Raw genomic sequence first — 17,705 nt, 5'->3', positions numbered from 1 at the left:
GTCGTCAGCCCCCATGGCGAGTTCCGGTTGGCGCGTCCTCGCCAACGAGGCGCCGAGCGGGCGCCCGACCGTCGTGCGGATTCCTCAGCAGGGCTCTGTCGGGTGAGGCGTCAGCCGCGTGGCTCCTGGTGGAGGAACGTCACCTGGGGGGCACCTGTGCGCGGGTGGACGGCCACTTCGGTCGCCACCCCGTAGACCTCGGCCAGGAGTTCGGGGGTGAGTATCTCGGCCGGAGGCCCGGAGGCGGTGACTTCGCCCTCGTTCAGGACGTAGAGGCGGTCGCAGTAGCGGGCGGCCAGGTTGAGGTCGTGCAGGGCGAGCAGCACGGTGGCGGGCAGGCGACGCAGGGCGCCGAGCACGGACAGTTGATGCCGGACGTCGAGGTGGTTGGTGGGTTCGTCGAGGACGAGCAGGGTGGGCTGCTGGGCGAGGGCCCGCGCGATGAGGACGCGTTGGCGTTCGCCGCCGGAGAGCCGGTCGAAGGTGCGGTCGGCCAGGTGGACGGCGTCGACCGCTAGGAGTGCCGAGTCGATGAGTTCGGCGTCCTCGGGGGTGTCACCCGCGAGAAGCCGTTTGTGCGGGGTGCGGCCCATGGCGACGACCTCGCGCACGGCGAGGTCGAAGTCGGCTGCCGACTCCTGGACCACCGCCGCCACGGTGCGGGCCAGGTGCCGCACCGGCAGCGACCACGCGTCGGCTCCGTCGACCCGGACCTCACCCGCGTCGGGGCGCAGCACCCGGTAGACGGCGCGCAGGAGGCTGGACTTGCCGCTGCCGTTGGGGCCCACGAGCCCGATGGTCTCGCCCGGGCGGGCGGTCAGGGACACGTCGCGCACCAGGTGGCGGGCTCCGGCGGTGAGTGTGACGCCGTCGACGCTCAGATCGGTCGCGGTCATGCCACTCCTCGGTCGGTGCCGCGCCGGGCGTCCCGGCGCATGAGCCACAGGAAGAACGGCCCGCCGCACAGGGCCGTGAGGACGCCGACGGGTATCTCCATCGGCGCGGCGATCGTCCGCGCGGCGATGTCGGCCCAGACGAGGAAGACCGCTCCGCCGAGCGCCGCGGTCGGCAGGACCCGGCGGTGGTCGCCGCCGACGAACAGACGGACGATATGCGGTGTCATCAGGCCGACGAAGCCGATCGGTCCGGCCGCCGCGACCAGCACCCCCGTGACGAGGGAGAGCAGGACGAACAGCCGGGCACGGAAACGGGCCACGTCCAGCCCCATCGTGGTGGCCGCCTCCTCGCCGGCCAGCAGCAGGTTCAAGTTGCGGGCCTGCGCCAACAGGACGCCGACTCCGAGCAGCAAGGCCGTGCTCGGCAGCCACAGCGTGCCCCAGTCGACCCCGCCGAGGCCGCCGAGTGTCCAGGCGAGGACCGCCCGGGTCTCGTTGCCCCGGTCGGTGGTGAGCAGCAACAGATCGAGGACCGCGGTGAGCATCGCGGCGATCGCCACGCCGGACAGCACGAGACGTGACGAGGTGATGCGGCCGCCGGTGCGGGCGGTGGCGTACACGAGCAGGAGTGCCCCCAACGCCCCCACGAACGCCGCTACGGACAAGGACACGGGACCGAACAGGGTGGCTCCGAACACGATCACGGAGACCGCGCCCAGGGACGCCCCCGAGGAGACGCCGAGCAGGTACGGCTCGGCGAGCGGGTTGCGTACCAGGGCCTGGAGGGCGGTGCCGACCACCGCGAGGCCGGCGCCGGTGACCGCACCGAGCAACACCCTCGGCGCCCGCACGTCCACCACGATGGTCTCCCGGGCCCGCGACCAGTCCGGCTGCTGCCAGTCGGCACCCAGTGCGTGCGTCACGATGCCCCACACCTGGCCGGGCGGCACCCGGACGGAGCCGATCGCAAGTCCCGTGATGGCGGAGGCGACGAGCAGGGCGGTGAGCACGAACAGCGTGACGGCCAGCCGGGTTCGGCCCTCTCCCGGCTCGTCGGTCTTCCGTCGTCGGACTCTCGTCCCGACGGACATGACGGTGGTGGTCCGGGTCACCGGAAGCTCTCGGGGTGCAGTCCGCGGGCCAGATCGCCGACCGCGTAGGCGGAGCGGATCCCCACCAGCGTGGCGGTCAGCGGCAGAACGACGAACCGCTTGTTCCTGACAGCGGGGACGTCGGCGAGCGCGGGCTGGGACAGCAGGAACCTCTTCTTCTGCTCGACGCTTCCGGCACCCGCGTAGTCGTAGACGGCGATGACCTCGGGTCTGCGCTCGATGACCTGCTCCCAGGAGACGTCGCCGAAGACATCGTCGAGGTCGGCGAAGACGTTCTCGCCGCCGGCCAGCCGGATCAACTCGGTGCCCAGACTCTTGCCGCCCGCGGTGAAAGCGGCCTTGTCGCCGCTGTCGTAGACGAAGACGGGCACGTCGGGCCGGCCTTCGACCTTGCCGGCGGCCTTGCCGACGCGGCTCTTGAGGTCGCTGACCAGCTTGTCGGCCCGGTCCGGGACACCGAAGATCTTGCCGATGGTGCGGACCTCGTCGTAGGTGTCCTCCATCGTCACCTTCTTCTTGCCGCAGTACTCACGGTTGAGGTAGGTGTCGATGCCGGCGTCGGCGAACGCCGCGCGGGAGCGGCCCTCCTTCTCGGCGAAGGCGCTGCCGTAGCCGCCGTAGACGAAGTCGGGTTCGGCATCCAGGACCTTCTCGAACGACGGTTCCTTCCGCGCCAGTTCGGGAACCGCCGCGTAGTCCTTCTTCAGCTCGGGCAGCACCGCGGAGTCGGGGAAGGCCGTGCCGACCATACGATCCCTCAGGCCGAGGGCGAGCATGAGTTCCGCCGGGTGCTGGTGGATGGTGACCACCCGCGACGGCGGCCTGTCGTACGTCGTCCTCACGCCGCAGTTGTCGACGGTGACCGGGAAACCCGCGGGCGCGGCCGCGGTGGACTTCGCGTCCCCGCCGCGCTCGTCGGCCGCACCGCAGCCCGTGGTCAGCAGCACTGACGACAGCGCCACGGCAGCGGCCGTGGCACGAAGGAACCCGCGCGTGCGGGCAGGGGTGAACAGCTGGGACACGTGAAGCCTCCTGGAGTCCGCGCTCCTCGGATCGGGCCCGCGACGGACCAGTGTCCTGACTCCCGGATCGACGCTTCCTCCGCCTTCCCGCGCGGTGCGCAGTGGCGTGTCGGAGGGGCGCTCCCCGGTCACAGTGGCGGGACCGTGCCGGATTCGCACCGGCTTCCTGTCTCCCGTCGCGGCGATGACCAGGTGATCCTACGTTTCCCCGAGTCATCGGCAAAAGGGCAGGCCGGTGGCGACGTCTTCGGCGTGGGCGCGGTTTCACGACTCGCGACGGCTCCGCACATCGAATGACACCGTGCGGCCGCGTCTGCTCATGTCTACGCTGGCGGAGTGACGTTGGTGTGGGTGACGGGCAATTCAGGGACGGGCAAGTCCACGGTCTGCGGGGTGCTGCAGCAGCGTGGCTTCGTCGCGCTCGACGCCGATGAGGACGGCTTCTGCCGCTGGTTCGACCGGGCTGACGGCGAGGCCGTGACGGACCCGCCGTACCCGGTTCCCGAAGGCTGGCTCGATCGATACGGGTGGGAGATCGTCCGCGAGCGGGTGGAAGCCCTCGCCGAGGAGTCCCGTTCCCGCGTCGCGTTCCTGTGCGGGTCGGCGGAGAACGAGGCGGACATCCTCGATCTTTTCGACGCCGTCGTCTGCCTGGTGATCGACGACGAGACCCTTCGCCATCGGCTCGCGACCCGCACGACGAACCCGTTCGGCCGGCATCCGGAAGAGCTCGCGGCGGCGCTGAAATGGAATCCACTGACGCGAACGATCTACGAGCGTCACGGCGCTGCGATCGTTGACGCCTCCAAGCCGTTGACCGAGGTGGTGGACCGTGTGATTGCTGTCGTTCAGGAGCTGTGAGTTCGGCCCCGTCGGCCCCTCCAGGTCGGTGGGGCCAACGACCGCGAGGTGGTCGATCGCCGGAGGCCCGGTGCTCTACTCGCTGAACTCGGTCACCGAAAGCGCCTTGTCCACGCGGGCGGCGGCCAGGTCGTCACGGCGGATCACGAAGCCCGTCTGGCGGCAGGCCGAGGCCGTCGACCCTCGGCCGCCCCGCAGTCGACGGAGAAGACGAACGGCAACGGACTGTCCCCCGCGGAAGGCCATGATGCCAAAGGCCGGCGTTCATCGGCCTGCCTGCAGGACCCCCAGCGGACCTACGGCATAGGTCCGCTCGCCGCGGCCACACATCTCGTCACCTTCCAGGTGCCTTGATCAGTTCGGCCACGGAGCGCTCATCATGCGCTCCACCGTGGTAATACGCTGGAAGCCGGGAACGAAATGCTCCAGTACATCAGAATTCACTGTTCCATTCGTGGTGTCCGGGCGGTGCTTGAGCCCCTCGACGTAAGTTTGCAAAAACTCGTTCTTGAAGTCACCCCGCGGATGGATGGCGGTGATTTCGTCCACCTGCCCGCGATCCAGTTCGCCCACGCCCAGGCCGAGAACGTCGGTCAGAACTCCCAGATTCGTGAGAGCGACCTCGGGGCCCATCCGCTCGGGAATCCCCGGAGTCGTGTGCAGGGCGATCGCCGTCCACACCACGTCGGCCGCCGAAGCCGGGAAACCGCTGTCGAGCATGAACTTACGTGCGTGGTCGGCTCCATCGACCTCGAAGCGCTGCTCGGTGTCGGAAAACGGTGTCAGGAGACCCGTGTCGTGAAACATGGCGGCCAGGTAGAGAAGCTCGGGGTCGGGCTCCAGGCCGAGCCGGTGAGCGTGTATCGCGCCGAAGACGAAAACGCGCCGGGAGTGGTGGTAGATGAGAGGGCTGGTCGTCTCCTGGACGAGGCGGGTGGCCTCGGCGACCGCCGCTGTGTCAGGGATCTCCACCCCCGCGATGACCTCGCTCATGATCTTCGCTCCTTCCGAGAACGGTGTGTTACGAATGGACGGTGCGTCCGTCCTCCACCCTGCCGATCACCCGGCCTCCGGCGCTCCCTCGGTCCGGCCATGAGTCACCCGAATCCGGACAGGCGGGCGGAGGAGCTGCGGGTTCCGCCACGCATCGGGTGTCGATCCTCGTCTACGACGGGGTCAAGCTCCTGGACGTCGTCGGCCCGGCGGAGGTGTTCGGGGAGGCGAACCGCCTCGGTGCCGACTACACGATCGTGCTGGTGTCACCGACCGGTGCCGATGTCACCTCGTCCATCGGTATCCGGGTCGCGGTCGACGCCGCCGCCACCGAGCCGGCGCCTGACACGTTCCTGGTGGCAGGCGCCGATCTCTTCCCGCGCACGCCCGTGCCCCGTGACCTGATCGAGGCGACGCGCACCCAGGCCGATCGGGCGGACCGGGTCGCGTCCATCTGTACCGGGGCCTTCATCCTCGGCGCCGCCGGTCTCCTGGACGGCAAGCGAGTGACCACACACTGGAAGGTCGCGCACGAGCTCGCCGCCCGCTGCCCGTCGAGCCGCGTGGAACCGGACGCGATCTACGTCCGTGACGGCGCCACCTACACCTCGGCGGGCGTGACCGCCGGCATCGACCTGGCACTGGCACTCGTCGAGGAGGATCACGGCCCCGATCTGACCCGGGACGTCGCCCGCGCCCTGGTGGTGTACCTGCAGCGTTCGGGCGGCCAATCACAGTTCTCCGCCCCCCTGCAAGGACCGCCGCCCCGGTCTCCTGCCCTCCGCAGAATCACCGACTTGATCACGGCGAATCCTGGAGGAAACCACTCACTCGGCGAACTCGCCAAGCACCTCAATGTGAGCCCCAGGCATCTCACGCGACTCTTCAACGAGGAGCTGTCCACCACACCGGCCCGGTATGTGGAATCGATCCGGTTCGACATGGCCAAAGCTCTGCTCGACCAGGGGCATACCGCGACCCAGACGGCGTCCCTTGCCGGATTCCCGAATTACGAGAGCATGCGGAGAGTTTTCGCGAGGAAATTGTCCCTCAGCCCCGCCGCCTACCAACGACGCTTCGGCACAGCGCGCCGAGCCAACGCGCAGGAGCAGTGACACCGCGACGGCCTGGTCCTCGGCGGAGACGCGGACGACGCCGTCGGAGCGACCTCCTCCCATGAGGCCGGACCGATTGAACATATGCCGGACCGGTGTGAGGCTGAAGAGAGACACGGTTTCGCCGTCGCGTCACGAAGAGCCTGAAAAGTCACCCTTGAGATCCAGTCACCCACCAGGCCGCGGCGGCGCGAACTGAATGCCACCCCTGCTCCGCGGAGGGGACGGCTCCTCCACGCGAAGTGAGGCGATCGAATGAGCCGGGTTCCCGAGGTGGCCGTGGTGGGAGCCGGCATCGTCGGCCTCTGCACCGCCTATGCGCTGGCCGAACGCGGCACGACGGCGCGAGTGTACGAAAGCGGCGTTCCAGGCCATGGACAGTCCAGTGGCCAGTCCCGCATCTTCCGTCACGCGCACGACGACGCCCGCCTGGTCGAATTCACCCGCCAGGGCCGCGCCATCTGGGACGAGTGGGCCGACCGGTTCGGCACGGAACTGATCTCCCAGGACGGAGTGGCCGCCCTGGGCGGTTCCGTACCCGGGAGGCTCCGCATTCTGCAGGAGGCCGGCGGCATCCCGGCCCGGGCCGTGGACAGCGCCGAGCTGCACACCCGCATGCCGCTGCTCGCCGACTACAGCGGTCCCGCGATGCTCGACGAGGACGGCGGCGCCATCCGCACCCGTGCCGCGGTCGAGAGCCTGGCCGACGCGCTGGGTGAGGCCGTGGTCACCGAGGAGGTCATCTCGCTGCATCCGACGGGCCATGGCACGGTGGAAGTGCTCAGCTCAGCCGGCCGCGCAGAGTACGAAACGGCCGTGGTGTGCGCGGGAGTGAGCAGCGCGCGGCTGGCACGCACCGTGGGGCTCTCGCTGCCCGTACGGCCGGCAGCCCACGTCCGCCTCACCTTCCAGGTCCGGGGAGCGCCCCCGGAACGGGTCGCCTGCCTGCAGGACAGCAGCGGCGACTTCGGCGAGGTCGGCGTCTACGCGGCCCCCTACCCCGGCAACAGCCGGTATGCGGTGGGCCTCAGCCAGACGGTCGACGTACGCGAGGACGGCAGCTTCGCGGACCCCAGCGCACTGGTCGCGCTCAATGACCGCGCCCGCGCCTACGTCTCCCGCGCACTGCCCGGCCTCGACCCCGAACCCGTCGAGTACCTGCACTGCTGGGTGACGAGTCTGCCGTGGAGCGAGGACGGCATGGCGGTCTGGGAAGCCGACAGGATCTTCTTCACCGCCGGGCACAACCTGTTCAAACAGGCACCTCGGCTGGGACGGGCACTGGCCGCGGCGGCCATGGCCGAAGGACTCGAGGAGAATCTGCGGCCGGCGGCAGCACTCGGCCGGCCTCGCTGACCGCGCGGGTCGACGGGACGGATGGACCGACGAGGGTGAGCTGGAAGTCTCCGGCTGCTCAGACTTGCTGCTCGAACTCCAGGCCTTCATATCGGCGCGCGGCGATGTCCTCGCGGGTGCCGACGACAAGGGTCTGCGTGTACACGTCGAGGTCGACCGACTGTCCGTGTAGCTGGGCAAGGAGGACGAGGTCGCCTTCGTCCGGCGGAGACTGCCAGGGGGTGGAGCAGCCGCCGAGTTGGACGGCGACCCCGTGTGACGCGCCGCCCGCTGCCGCTTCGCGCACGGTGTCCTCGAAGTCGTCCAGGGCGTCGTCGCGGTCCTCGCCCATTCCCAGGAACGCGCTGGTCGCCGGGCTGTCGCGCCAGTCGGGTGAGACGGTCAGTCCCGGAACCGGGTACAGAACACGCGGCCGGTAGACCTTGACCTGCTCTGGTTCCCCGGCGAATTCGTACGTCGCCGAGCGCTCCGTGGTTCCCACGCCGGCGGGAACGTGCAGCACCGCCGACGACTCCGGCTCGTACTCGATCTCGATGAAGAACAACAGGTCGCCGTCGGCGGGAAGTTCGATGTCCAGGGCCTCACGAGGGAGCGCTGCGCAGTCGACGGTCAGTATCAGGGGTTCGCGCCCATCGGGCCAGTCGACGCCGTCCGGCAGGCAGGGGAGGCCTCCCGTACGCGCGGCGGGACGGGCCTCCTGCTGCTGGGCGGGCGTCAGGTCCTGGAAGGGGACCAGGTGAAGACAGGGCCGGGATCCGGCCAGCAATTCCTGCGCCACCGGACCGGGAACGCCATGCTTTTCGGCCGCCTGCAGAATGAGCTCTTCCACGATCGGAGTGGTCATGACCGCGATCATGCCAGGACCGACTGACATTTTCCGACCTCAACTCCTGCGGCGAAGAGCGGAGTTACCGGGCCCGCCGCGACGCACTGAGACGGTGAGGTGCGGCACGCACCCCCCACGTCACAGCGGCGTGATGACGTACCTTTTGCCCGCTTGGGCGTCGAACGTGACGACGGTGCTCTCGGGGCGCTTCACGTCGGTGCGGGGACCGCCCTCGGCGTGCACCGCGACCGGTGCCGCCGTGCGCAGTCGGACCGTCCCGGTCCGGCGTGCCGCGAGGCGGGCACGGGTGAGCGCGCCGTCGCTCCATGAGACGTCGACGGTGAGGGCGCCGCGGGCGAGAAGGCCGGTGACCTGGCCCTGCGGAAGCTGCGGGGGCAGCGCCGGCAGGAGGTGGACCTCGTCGGTGTGCGACTGCACCAGCCATTCGGTCACCCCCGCGGTGGCGCCGAAGTTTCCGTCGATCTGGAACGGCGGGTGCAGGTCGAACAGGTTCGGAGCGGTGCGGTCGGGGGTGAGGAGGTCGGTGAGGAGTTCGTAGGAGCGCGATCCGTCCTCCGCGCGTGCCCAGAAATTGATCTTCCAGGCGAGGGACCAGCCGGTACCGGCGTCCCCGCGCATCTCCAGCGTCTTCAGTGCGGCACGGAACAGGTCGGGGGTGCCACGCTTGGAGATCTGGTTGCTCGGGTGCAGACCGTACAGGTGGGAGACGTGGCGGTGCTGCTGCTCGGGCGCGCCGGCGTCCCAGTCCTGCTGCCACTCCTGCAACTGCCCGAGCGCGCCGATCCTCATGGGCGGAAGCTGGGCTCGGGCCTGGCGCACCTGAGCGGCGTACGGGCTGGTGACGCCGAGCGCGTCACAGGCGGCGAGGTAACCGTCGAACAGGTCGCGCAGGATCTGGTTGTCCATGGTGGGGCCCGCGCAGGCGGACACACCGGCATGGTGGGCGTTCTCCGGAGAGACGGACGGACAGGTCACCAGATGGCCGGTGCCGGGGTCCGTGACGAGGGCGTCGAGGAAGAACCGGACGGCGCCCTCGACGACCGGCAGGCGTCGGCCCAGTGCCTCGCGGTCACCGGTGAACCGGTAGTGCTCCCAGACCGAGGTGGCCAGCCAGGCGCCCCCGGTGGGCCACATGCCCCAGAACGCGCCGTCGACCGGCGCCGTGCCGCGCCAGGCGTCGGTGTTGTGGTGGGCGACCCAGCCGTTCGCGCCGTACTGCACCCGCGCGGTCTTCTGCCCCGCCTGGGCGAGGTCGTCGAGCAGGGCGAAGATCGGTTCCCAGCACTCCAGAAGGTTGGTGGTGGAGGCCGGCCAGTAGTTCATCTCCGTGTTGATGTTGATCGTGTACTTGGAGTCCCACGGCGGGGAGAGCTGGTCGTTCCAGATGCCCTGCAGGTTGGCGGGCTGGGTGCCGGGGCGGGAGGAGGCGATGAGGAGATAGCGGCCGAACTGGTAGTGAAGGGCGACCAGATGGGGATCGTCGGACTGGGCGAAGGCGGCCACCCGCTGGTCGGTCGGTGCGGCGGCGGCATCCGTGACACCCAGGTCGAGGGCGACGCGCCGGAAGAGGGCGCGGTGGTCGCGCACATGCCGGGCGCGCAGACGTCCGTAGGGGGTGTCGACGGCTGCGTTCAGCGGGCGCTCGGCACGGGCGCGGTGGTCGCCGGAGGCGTCGCGGTAGTCGTTGTAGCTGGTCCCCACGGACACCAGCAGGGTCACCGCGTCGGCCGAGGTCACCGTGAGGGTGCCGTTCTCGCTCCCCACGGTGCCGCCCTCGGCCTGGGCACGGACCAGTGCGCGGAAGCGGACTCGTCCGGTGATCCCCTCGCGGGTCTGCCCGGTGCCTTCCAGCGCGGCGGTGATCCGGTCGGGGGAGGACTTCTGGGTCTGCTGAGGGCTGTCGAAAGCGGCGGTGAACGAGAGGGCGCCGGGCGTGTCGGCGGTCAGCCTGACCACGATCAGCTGGTCGGCATGGCTGGCGAACGCCTCGCGGCGGTAGGCCACTTCGCCACGGGTGTACGTGGTGGTGGCCACGGCGGTGTCGAGGTCCAGCTCCCGACGGTAGGAGCCGACGTCACCCGTGCCGGAGAACGTCAGGCGCAGATCGCCCACCGTCTGGTACATCAGCTCCCCGACGGGGTTGCCCAGGAAGGTCGAGTTGATCAGGTCCTGGGCCGGGCCCCACTGGCCGGCGAAGATCCGGCGTCGGATCTCGGGGAGGTTCGCCAGGCCCTGCGGGTTGGCCGGTTCGTAGGGGCCTCCCGCCCACAGTGTGTCCTCGTTGAGCTGAAGCCGTTCGGTGTCGACTCCGCCGAAGACCATGGCGCCGAGGCGGCCGTTGCCGAGGGGCAGGGCCTCCAGCCACTGGCCCGCCGGCTTGCCGTACCACAGGGCCAGGCGCGAGGGGTCCGGCGCGCCGGCGTCCTCCACCTCCACCTCCGCCGGGGTCCGCGGGGCCGCGGCCGCCGGAACACCGACGGCCAGTGCGGCCGACGTCGCCGCGGAGGTGACGAGGAAGTCTCTTCGTTCCATGAGAATGCCTGCCTTTCGAGTGCGGGTCGGGCTGGTCATCCGGGAGCGGTACGGGCCGCTGGTCGACAGCGGGTCCGGCGGGCGTCTAGTCCTGCGCCTTGCCTCCGGTGATACGGGACAGCGCCAGGGCGACGAGGATGATCGCGCCGTTGAGGGCGCCGATCCACTGGGCGGGCACGCCGCCGAGGGTGAGGACGTTCTGGATCAGGAACAGCAGCAGGATGCCGGTGAACGCGCCGAAGACCGTTCCCTTGCCGCCGTTGAGGCTGATGCCGCCGATCACGGCGGCGGCGAACACGGTGAAGATGTAGCCGTTGCCCTGGGCGGAGGCCACCGAGGCCAGGCGTCCCGAGAGGAGCAGGCCGCTCGTCGCGGCGAGGACGCTCGCGGTGACGATGACGATCCACAGCACCCGGTCGGTGCGGATGCCGGCCGCCTTCGCCGCGTCGACGTTGCCGCCGATCGCGTAGAGGGAGCGGCCGAAGCTGGTGAAGCCGAGCACCACGATGCCGATGGCGAAGAGGATCAGGCAGATCCACACCGAGGCGGGCATGCCCAGCCACTGGGTGGTGCCGAGGTACAGCATGGACTCGGGCAGCTGGAAGAAGGTCTGGCCACCGGAGATGCCGGTGAGGATGCCGCGCAGCACGATCAGCATGCCGAGCGTCACGATGAAGCCGTTGAGCCCGAACCGGATGATGAACAGCGCGTTCACCACCCCGATGAGGAGACCTACGGTCAGGGTGACGGGGATGGACCAGGCGCCGGGCAGCAGTCCGACGCCGTGTGCCGCGCCCGCCGGGACGGTGAGCCAGGCCGCGACGCCGGGGGCAAGACCGACGGTGGACTCCAGGGAGAGGTCCATCTTCTTGACGATGAGCACCAGGGTCTGGGCGAGGACCAGCAGGGCGATCTCGGACATGGTCTGCAGCACGTTGATCAGGTTGTCCGGCTGCAGAAACACCGGATTGACCAGTTGGCCGACGATCCCCATGACGATGATCGCGGGGATGAGGGCCAGGTCCCGCAGTCGTGCGAAGGCCAGCCTCCGCTCGCCTGCCCTGCGGGTGGCCGGCTGGTCGCTCGACGGGTCGGGCAGGCCGTCGTCGGGCCTCTTCGCGGCGGCCGCAGTCGCGCTCTCAGACATCGAGGTCCACTCCCTCCATTGCGGCCACGAGCTCGTGGTCGTGCCAGCCGCGGGCCTTCTCGGCCACTACTCGGCCCTGGAACATCACCAGGACCCGGTCGCACATGCGCAGGTCGTCGAGTTCGTCGGAGGCGATGAGCACACCGGTGCCGGACTCGGCGATCTCCTCCACCTTGCCGAGGAGGAACTCCTTGGACCGCACGTCGACGCCGGCGGTCGGATTGATCAGGACCAGCACCTTCGGATCGCTGGCCAGGGCGCGGGCCATGACGACCTTCTGCTGGTTGCCGCCGGAGAGCCCGGAGACGGGCAGCTCAGGTCCCGGCGTCTTGATCGCCAGGTTCTCGATCATGGAACGGGCGTAGGTGTCCCGGCGGCGTCCGTCGATGAAGCCGGGCGGACCGAGCCGTTCGGGAATGGTGAGGGTGCCGTTGTCCGCGATGGACATCTCCGGTACGTAACCCTGGTGGTGGCGGTCCTGCGGGACGAAGCCGACGCCGGCCTTCAGGGCCGCCGGCACGCTGCCGGGGCGCGGACGCACCCCGGCGATCCGCATCGTGCCGGTGTCGGCGGCGCGCAGTCCGACGACCGTCTCCGCCACGTCGATACGGCCGCTGCTCGCCGCGCCGGCCAGACCGACGATCTCCCCGCCGTGGACACGGAGGGACACGTCCTCATAGGCCCCGTCGAGCGTCGCATCCTCCACGACGAGCACATCGGGGGATGCGCCGTCCGCCGGGCGGCGGCGGGCCCTGGCGCCCTCGCTGACACCCTCGCCGGTCATGGCGGCGACCAGTTCGGCGCGGGGCAGTTCCGCGACCGGGGCGGTCAGGATGTGCCGGGCGTCGCGGAACACCGTCACCGTGTCGCAGATCTCGTAGATCTCCTCGAGGTGATGGCTGATGAACAGGAAGGTCACGCCCTGCCGTTGCAGGTCCCGGATCCGGGTGAACAGCCGGTTGATCGCGGCTCCGTCCAGTTGCGCGGTGGGTTCGTCGAGGATGATGAAGCGGGCTCCGAAGGACAGGGCACGGGCGATCTCCAGGAACTGGCGCTGTTCGACGTCGAGTTCTCCCGCCGGGGTGCGCACGTCCACGTCGACCGACCAGGTCCGCAGCAGTTCGTGTGCCCTGGCGCGTACCGTGCGCCAGCTGATCAGGCCGCCGCGACCGCGGTCGTGCCGATTGAGGAAGAGGTTCTCGGCGACCGTCAGCTCGGGGATGATGGTGGACTTCTGGTACACGCACGCCACCCGCCGCCGCCAGCCGTCCCGGTCCGCGAGCCGGGGCGCCGGCTCGCCGTTGAAGGTGACCGTGCCCTCGTCCGGTGCGTGCAGTCCGGTGAGGATGGAGACCAGCGTGGACTTGCCCGCGCCGTTGCGCCCGACGAGTGCGTGGGTCTGCCCGGGCGCGATCGTGATCCGGGCGTCGCGCAGCGCCACGGTGGAGCCGAACCGCTTCGTTATCGCCGCCGCCTGGGCGACGGGCGCAGCCGTAGACATGTCTGCGAATCGCCTTCCGGTCAGCTGAGGTTGTTGCCCCACAGGGACTTGTCATCGCTCTTGAGACTGGTGACCCCGCCATAGGTGCCGCCGTCGGCCGTCACCAGGGGCGCGGAGAGCTGGTCCTCCAGAAGGCCTTCGCGGACCTGGATGATGGTGCTGTCGTGGTCGGTCTTGCCGGGCTTGAACGTCTTGCCTTCGATCGCCGCCTTGAGGTAGGAGAGGGCGTACTTGGCGTAGAGATCGGCCGGCTGGGACACGGTGGCGTCGATCTTGCCCGCGGCGATGTTCTTGAGCTCCTCGGGGATGCCGTCGTTGGAGACAACGAACACGTGCCTCTTGTCCTCGGGACCGACCAGCAGGCCCTTCTGCTTGAGCACCTGCAGGGTGCCGGAGAGCGCGAAACTGGACTGCATGTAGACGCCCTTGATGTCGGGGTGGGCGGTCAGGTCGGTCTGGAGCTTCTGCGCCGCGACGGCGCCGTCCCAGTTGGTGGCTTCGCCGAAGACCTTGATGGCCGGGTAGTTCTTCTTCATGCAGGCGTTGAACGCCTCGGTGCGGTCACGGCCGTTGACGGAGGCGAGGTCACCCTGGAGCATGACGACCTTGCCCTTGCCGCCCAGCTTGGTCCCCAGGAACTGGCAGGCCTTCTCGCCGTAGGCGCGGTTGTCCGCCCGTACGACCATGTACACCTTGCCGGTGTCGGGGCGGGTGTCCACGGAGACGACCGGGATCTTCTTCGCCTCCAGCTGCGCCAGGGTGGGTGCGATGGCGGCGGTGTCCTGCGGTGCCATCGCGACGCCCTTGACGCCCTGGCTGATGAACGTCTGGACGTCGGCGGTGAGTTTCGCGACGTCGTTCTGCGAGTTGGTGGTCTTCAGGTCGAGTCCGAGTTCCTTGGCGAACTGCGGGGTGTACTTGATGTACGAGTTCCAGAAGTCGGTGTCGGAGCGCGGGTAGTCGACCCCGACCACGGTGGAACCACCGCCTGGGCCCGAGGCCGACGCGGATCCCGAACCCCCGCAGGCGGTGAGTGCGGGGACGGACAGGGCGGCGAGGGCGCCGAGACAGGCGTACCTGGTGAACCTGAGCTGCATGGCTCGCTCTCCTTGCTGACGGGGTCGCGCGGACGGGCTGTGTGCGGGACCGGTCGTGCGGTGCGCGGGTGCCGGTCTGGAGACAGGGTGGGAAGGAGCGTGGTCAGGCGCGCGGACGGATCCGCAGGCCCTGCATGCCGCCGTCGACGGGGAGGTCGGTGCCGGTGGTGGAGCCGGACAGAGGGCTCGCGAGGTAGGCGATGGCCGCGGCGACCTCGTCGGCGGAGACGAGACGTCCCATCGGCTGGCGGGCGTTGAGGGCGGCGCGCTCGGCCGCGGGGTCCGCGGCGCGGTCCAGGAGGCGTCCGATCCAGGGAGTGTCGGCGGTGCCGGGGTTGACGCAGTTGACGCGGATTCCGCCGTGCACGAGGTCGGCCGCCATCGCCCGCGTCATGGCGAGCACGGCCCCCTTGGTGGCGGAGTACAGGACCCGGTCGGGCAGCCCGGCGGTGGCGGCGATGGAGCAGGTGTTGACGATGGCCGCGCTGCCGGAGCGGCGCAGATGGGGGAGTGCGGCCCGGGTCACCCGGACCATGCCGACGACGTTGACGTCGAACACCCGGTGCCACTCGTCGTCGGCGTTGTCCTCGATGGTGCCCTGGGCGCCGATGCCGGCGTTGTTGACCAGGATGTCGATGCCGCCCAGGACGTCCGCGGCCTCGGCGACGGCTGTCCGCACGCCCACGTCGTCCGCCACGTCCGCGCGGATCCCGATCAGGGGATCGGGCAGGCCGTCGGGCTGGAGGTCGAGGCAGGCGACACGGGCGCCGCGGGCGGCCAGCAGGCGTGCGGTGGCCAGTCCGATGCCGGAGGCGCCGCCGGTGACGAGGGCTGTCAGGCCCGCGAGGTCGGGAGCGCTCATCCCTCGGCCTCCCCGTTCCACACCGGGCCGTCGGGGTAGCGGTGGTCCGCCAGGGACCGCCGATGGAGTTCGGCGCTGATGCCGGGTGCGGACGGGGCGAGATAGCGGCCGTCGCGGATGCGGACCGGGTCGGTGAAGTGCTCGTGCAGGTGGTCGACGTACTCGATGACGCGGTTGTCGGTGGTGCCGCTGACGGCCACGTAGTCGAACATCGCCAGGTGCTGCACCATCTCGCACAGACCGACTCCACCGGCGTGCGGGCACACCGGGACGCCGAACTTGGCGGCCAGCAGCAGGATGGCGACGTTCTCGGTGACGCCGGCGGTGCGGCTGGCGTCGAGTTGCAGGACGTCGAGGGCTTCCGCCTGCAGGAGTTGTTTGAACATCACCTGGTTGTGCGTGTGTTCGCCGGTGGCCACCTTGACCGGCGCCACGGCTCGGCGGATGGCGGCGTGGCCGAGGATGTCGTCCGGCGAGGTGGGCTCCTCGATCCAGTACGGGTCGTAGGGGGCGAGCGACGCCGTCCAGTCGATGGCCTGCTGGACTCCCCATGCCTGGTTGGCGTCGACGGCGATCCTGATGTCCGGGCCGACCGCCGCGCGGGCCAGTCGCATGCGGCGCCGGTCTGCCTCGCGGTCGGCGCCGACCTTCAGCTTGATCTGGCCGAATCCGTCGGCGACCGCCTCCTTGGACAGCCTCACCAGCTTCTCGTCGTCGTAGCCGAGCCAGCCGGGGGTCGTGGTGTACGCCGGGTAGCCGTGCTCCAGCAGGTGCGCGGTGCGCTCGGCGCGGCCGGGCTCCGCGCGGCGCAGGATGTCCAGGGCCTCGTCGCGGGTGAGGGCGTCCTGGAGGTAGCGGAAGTCGACCAGGTCGACCAGCTGTTCGGGGGAGAGCTCGGCCAGCAGCCGCCAGACCGGTTTGCCGGTGCGGCGTCCGTACAGGTCCCAGACGGCGTTGACGATCGCGGCGGCGGCCATGTGGATGGCCCCCTTCTCCGGGCCGAGCCAGCGCAGTTGGCTGTCGCCGGTCAGCCGCCGGGAGAAGGCGCCGAGATCGGCCAGCACGTCCTCCACCGGGAGCCCCGTGATCAGCGGGGCCAGGGCGCGTACGGCGGCGACCTCCACGTCGTTGCCGCGTCCCACGGTGAAGGCGAGGCCGTGTCCCCGGCCGCCGGTGCTCGTGCGGATCGTCACATACGCCGCCGAGTAGTCGGGTTCGGGGTTCATGGCGTCGGAGCCGTCGAGGTCCCGCGAGGTCGGAAACCGTACGTCCACGGCCTCGACCGCGCTGATGAGCTCACTCATCGGGCCCGGCGTCTTCGGTTCGCAGGGTCCGGTGTCGTGTCGGCTCCATGGCCACCACCCATCGTCGTGTGTCAACGGGATGTCCGCTCCGCTGGGGCAGAGGCTGGACATGGGATGGATTTATAGGGTGACCCCATCTCGGTGTCCATACCTCGGGAGGGAAATATGTGAGGGGTCGCTTCCCACCCGCTGGTTTGACGGGAGGGAAAATGTGATGACGCCTTCGACTTCACGGTCTCTTCCTGAGTGATGGGATGTATTGCTACGCTGCCGCCGCCTGGGCAACGAGCAGGGAGCAGCCGCATGTCACTGACCGACAAGGCCATCGACCGCATCAGGGACCTCATCCAGTCCGGTGAGCTGCCGCCCGGTGCCAAACTGCCCCCCGAGCAGCAGCTGGCCGCGGAGCTGGGGCTGTCCCGCAACCTGATGCGGGAGGCGGTCAAGGCTCTGGTGGTCGCACGCGTGCTGGAGATCCGCCGGGGCGACGGCACCTACGTGACCAGCCTGGAACCGGAGCTGCTGCTGAGCAGCATCGGGTCTGCGGTGGAGCTGCTCCGCGGCGACACCCTGCTGGAGCTGACCGAGGTGCGCCGGCTGTTCGAACCGGTCGCCACCGGACTGGCCGCCACTCGCATCTCGGCCGCGGAACTGGCCGAGGTGGAGCGGCATCTGGACGCGATGCGGGCGGCCCGTGAGGACATCGAGCGGCTCACCGAACATGACGCGGCGTTCCACCGGGCGGTGGTCGCGGCCACCGGCAACGCCACCCTCGCCACCCTGCTGGAGGGGATCTCCAGCCGGACGGTGCGGGCACGCGTCTGGCGCGGTCTGGTCGACGACAACGCCGCCGCCCGCACGCTCGCCGAGCACGAGGCGATCTTCCAGGCGCTGGTCGCCGGCGACGCCGGCCTGGCGCAGGCCGCGGCACTCCTGCACGTCAGCACCACCGAACAGTGGCTGCGCGAGCACCTGAAGCCGACCAGCGCCGTCCCGGACCTGCCGTGAACACGGGTGGTTCACGCCCCACCCTCGTCCATCACACGTCACCAGCCCCGTG

General features: G+C 69.9%; 15 protein-coding genes and 1 riboswitch. Of the genes, 4 read left to right on the top strand and 11 right to left on the bottom strand.

From position 1 onward, the window contains the following. Positions 1-110 precede the first annotated feature (110 nt). Genes ACFV46_RS12970 through ACFV46_RS12960 form a run of 3 tightly spaced genes read right to left on the bottom strand, consistent with a single transcriptional unit; the run spans position 111 to position 3,030 of the window. Complete coding sequence (locus ACFV46_RS12970; RefSeq protein WP_283288428.1) at positions 111-896, bottom strand: ABC transporter ATP-binding protein; 786 nt, start codon at positions 894-896, stop codon at positions 111-113. Next, complete coding sequence (locus ACFV46_RS12965; RefSeq protein WP_385498292.1) at positions 893-1,987, bottom strand: FecCD family ABC transporter permease; 1,095 nt, start codon at positions 1,985-1,987, stop codon at positions 893-895. The genes ACFV46_RS12970 and ACFV46_RS12965 overlap by 4 nt, the downstream gene beginning before the upstream one ends. A 17-nt stretch (positions 1,988-2,004) precedes the next feature. After that, complete coding sequence (locus ACFV46_RS12960) at positions 2,005-3,030, bottom strand: ABC transporter substrate-binding protein (protein WP_385498114.1); 1,026 nt, start codon at positions 3,028-3,030, stop codon at positions 2,005-2,007. A gap of 48 nt (positions 3,031-3,078) precedes the next feature. After that, positions 3,079-3,200, bottom strand: a riboswitch (cobalamin riboswitch). Positions 3,201-3,366: 166 nt separating this feature from the next. Between ACFV46_RS12960 and ACFV46_RS12955 the strand changes: the two genes are divergently transcribed. Continuing rightward, complete coding sequence (locus ACFV46_RS12955; protein WP_361929790.1) at positions 3,367-3,891, top strand: AAA family ATPase; 525 nt, start codon at positions 3,367-3,369, stop codon at positions 3,889-3,891. 354 nt (positions 3,892-4,245) lie between these two features. On the opposite strand, the gene ACFV46_RS12950 is transcribed toward ACFV46_RS12955, so the two are convergent. Continuing rightward, positions 4,246-4,884, bottom strand: a complete 639-nt coding sequence (locus ACFV46_RS12950) for an HD domain-containing protein (protein ID WP_283288419.1) — start codon at positions 4,882-4,884, stop codon at positions 4,246-4,248. Between the two features lie 158 nt (positions 4,885-5,042). On the opposite strand from ACFV46_RS12950, the gene ACFV46_RS12945 reads away from it, so the two are divergent. Both ACFV46_RS12945 and ACFV46_RS12940 read left to right on the top strand, forming a co-directional pair. Then, positions 5,043-5,999: a GlxA family transcriptional regulator gene (locus tag ACFV46_RS12945; RefSeq protein WP_385498113.1), complete on the top strand. Its 957-nt coding sequence runs from the start codon at positions 5,043-5,045 to the stop codon at positions 5,997-5,999. A 255-nt stretch (positions 6,000-6,254) separates the two neighbouring features. Then, a complete protein-coding gene (locus ACFV46_RS12940; protein WP_385498112.1) occupies positions 6,255-7,355 on the top strand; it encodes an NAD(P)/FAD-dependent oxidoreductase in 1,101 nt (366 codons plus the stop codon). A 58-nt stretch (positions 7,356-7,413) separates the two neighbouring features. Here ACFV46_RS12940 and ACFV46_RS12935 read toward each other — a convergent pair whose 3' ends face one another. The 7 genes from ACFV46_RS12935 to ACFV46_RS12905 all read right to left on the bottom strand — a co-directional run bounded on the left by ACFV46_RS12935 (position 7,414) and on the right by ACFV46_RS12905 (position 16,645). Beyond that, positions 7,414-8,199, bottom strand: a complete 786-nt coding sequence (locus tag ACFV46_RS12935) for a DUF1963 domain-containing protein (protein WP_385498111.1) — start codon at positions 8,197-8,199, stop codon at positions 7,414-7,416. Between the two features lie 120 nt (positions 8,200-8,319). After that, positions 8,320-10,734, bottom strand: coding sequence for a glycoside hydrolase N-terminal domain-containing protein (locus ACFV46_RS12930; RefSeq protein ID WP_385498110.1), 2,415 nt, complete (start codon positions 10,732-10,734; stop codon positions 8,320-8,322). Between the two features lie 85 nt (positions 10,735-10,819). After that, a complete protein-coding gene (locus ACFV46_RS12925) occupies positions 10,820-11,881 on the bottom strand; it encodes an ABC transporter permease (protein ID WP_283288412.1) in 1,062 nt (353 codons plus the stop codon). Continuing rightward, on the bottom strand, positions 11,874-13,382 hold the full coding sequence (locus ACFV46_RS12920; protein ID WP_361929774.1) for a sugar ABC transporter ATP-binding protein: 1,509 nt from the start codon (positions 13,380-13,382) through the stop codon (positions 11,874-11,876). The genes ACFV46_RS12925 and ACFV46_RS12920 overlap by 8 nt, the downstream gene beginning before the upstream one ends. A gap of 20 nt (positions 13,383-13,402) precedes the next feature. Next, positions 13,403-14,479: a sugar ABC transporter substrate-binding protein gene (locus ACFV46_RS12915; protein ID WP_283288411.1), complete on the bottom strand. Its 1,077-nt coding sequence runs from the start codon at positions 14,477-14,479 to the stop codon at positions 13,403-13,405. Positions 14,480-14,582: 103 nt separating this feature from the next. Next, the gene (locus ACFV46_RS12910) at positions 14,583-15,341 is read right to left on the bottom strand and encodes an SDR family NAD(P)-dependent oxidoreductase (protein WP_283288410.1); all 759 of its coding nucleotides are present in this window, start codon (positions 15,339-15,341) and stop codon (positions 14,583-14,585) included. After that, a complete protein-coding gene (locus ACFV46_RS12905) occupies positions 15,338-16,645 on the bottom strand; it encodes an enolase C-terminal domain-like protein (RefSeq protein ID WP_283288409.1) in 1,308 nt (435 codons plus the stop codon). The genes ACFV46_RS12910 and ACFV46_RS12905 overlap by 4 nt, the downstream gene beginning before the upstream one ends. A gap of 303 nt (positions 16,646-16,948) precedes the next feature. On the opposite strand from ACFV46_RS12905, the gene ACFV46_RS12900 reads away from it, so the two are divergent. After that, a complete protein-coding gene (locus tag ACFV46_RS12900) occupies positions 16,949-17,653 on the top strand; it encodes a FadR/GntR family transcriptional regulator (protein WP_385498108.1) in 705 nt (234 codons plus the stop codon). Positions 17,654-17,705: the final 52 nt, after the last annotated feature.

Origin of the sequence: Streptomyces sp. NPDC059852, from assembly GCF_042731455.1 — a bacterium.
Taxonomy (GTDB): domain Bacteria; phylum Actinomycetota; class Actinomycetes; order Streptomycetales; family Streptomycetaceae; genus Streptomyces.
Note: the sequence above shows the minus strand (reverse complement) of the source record. Positions and strands in the feature narration are given on the sequence as shown.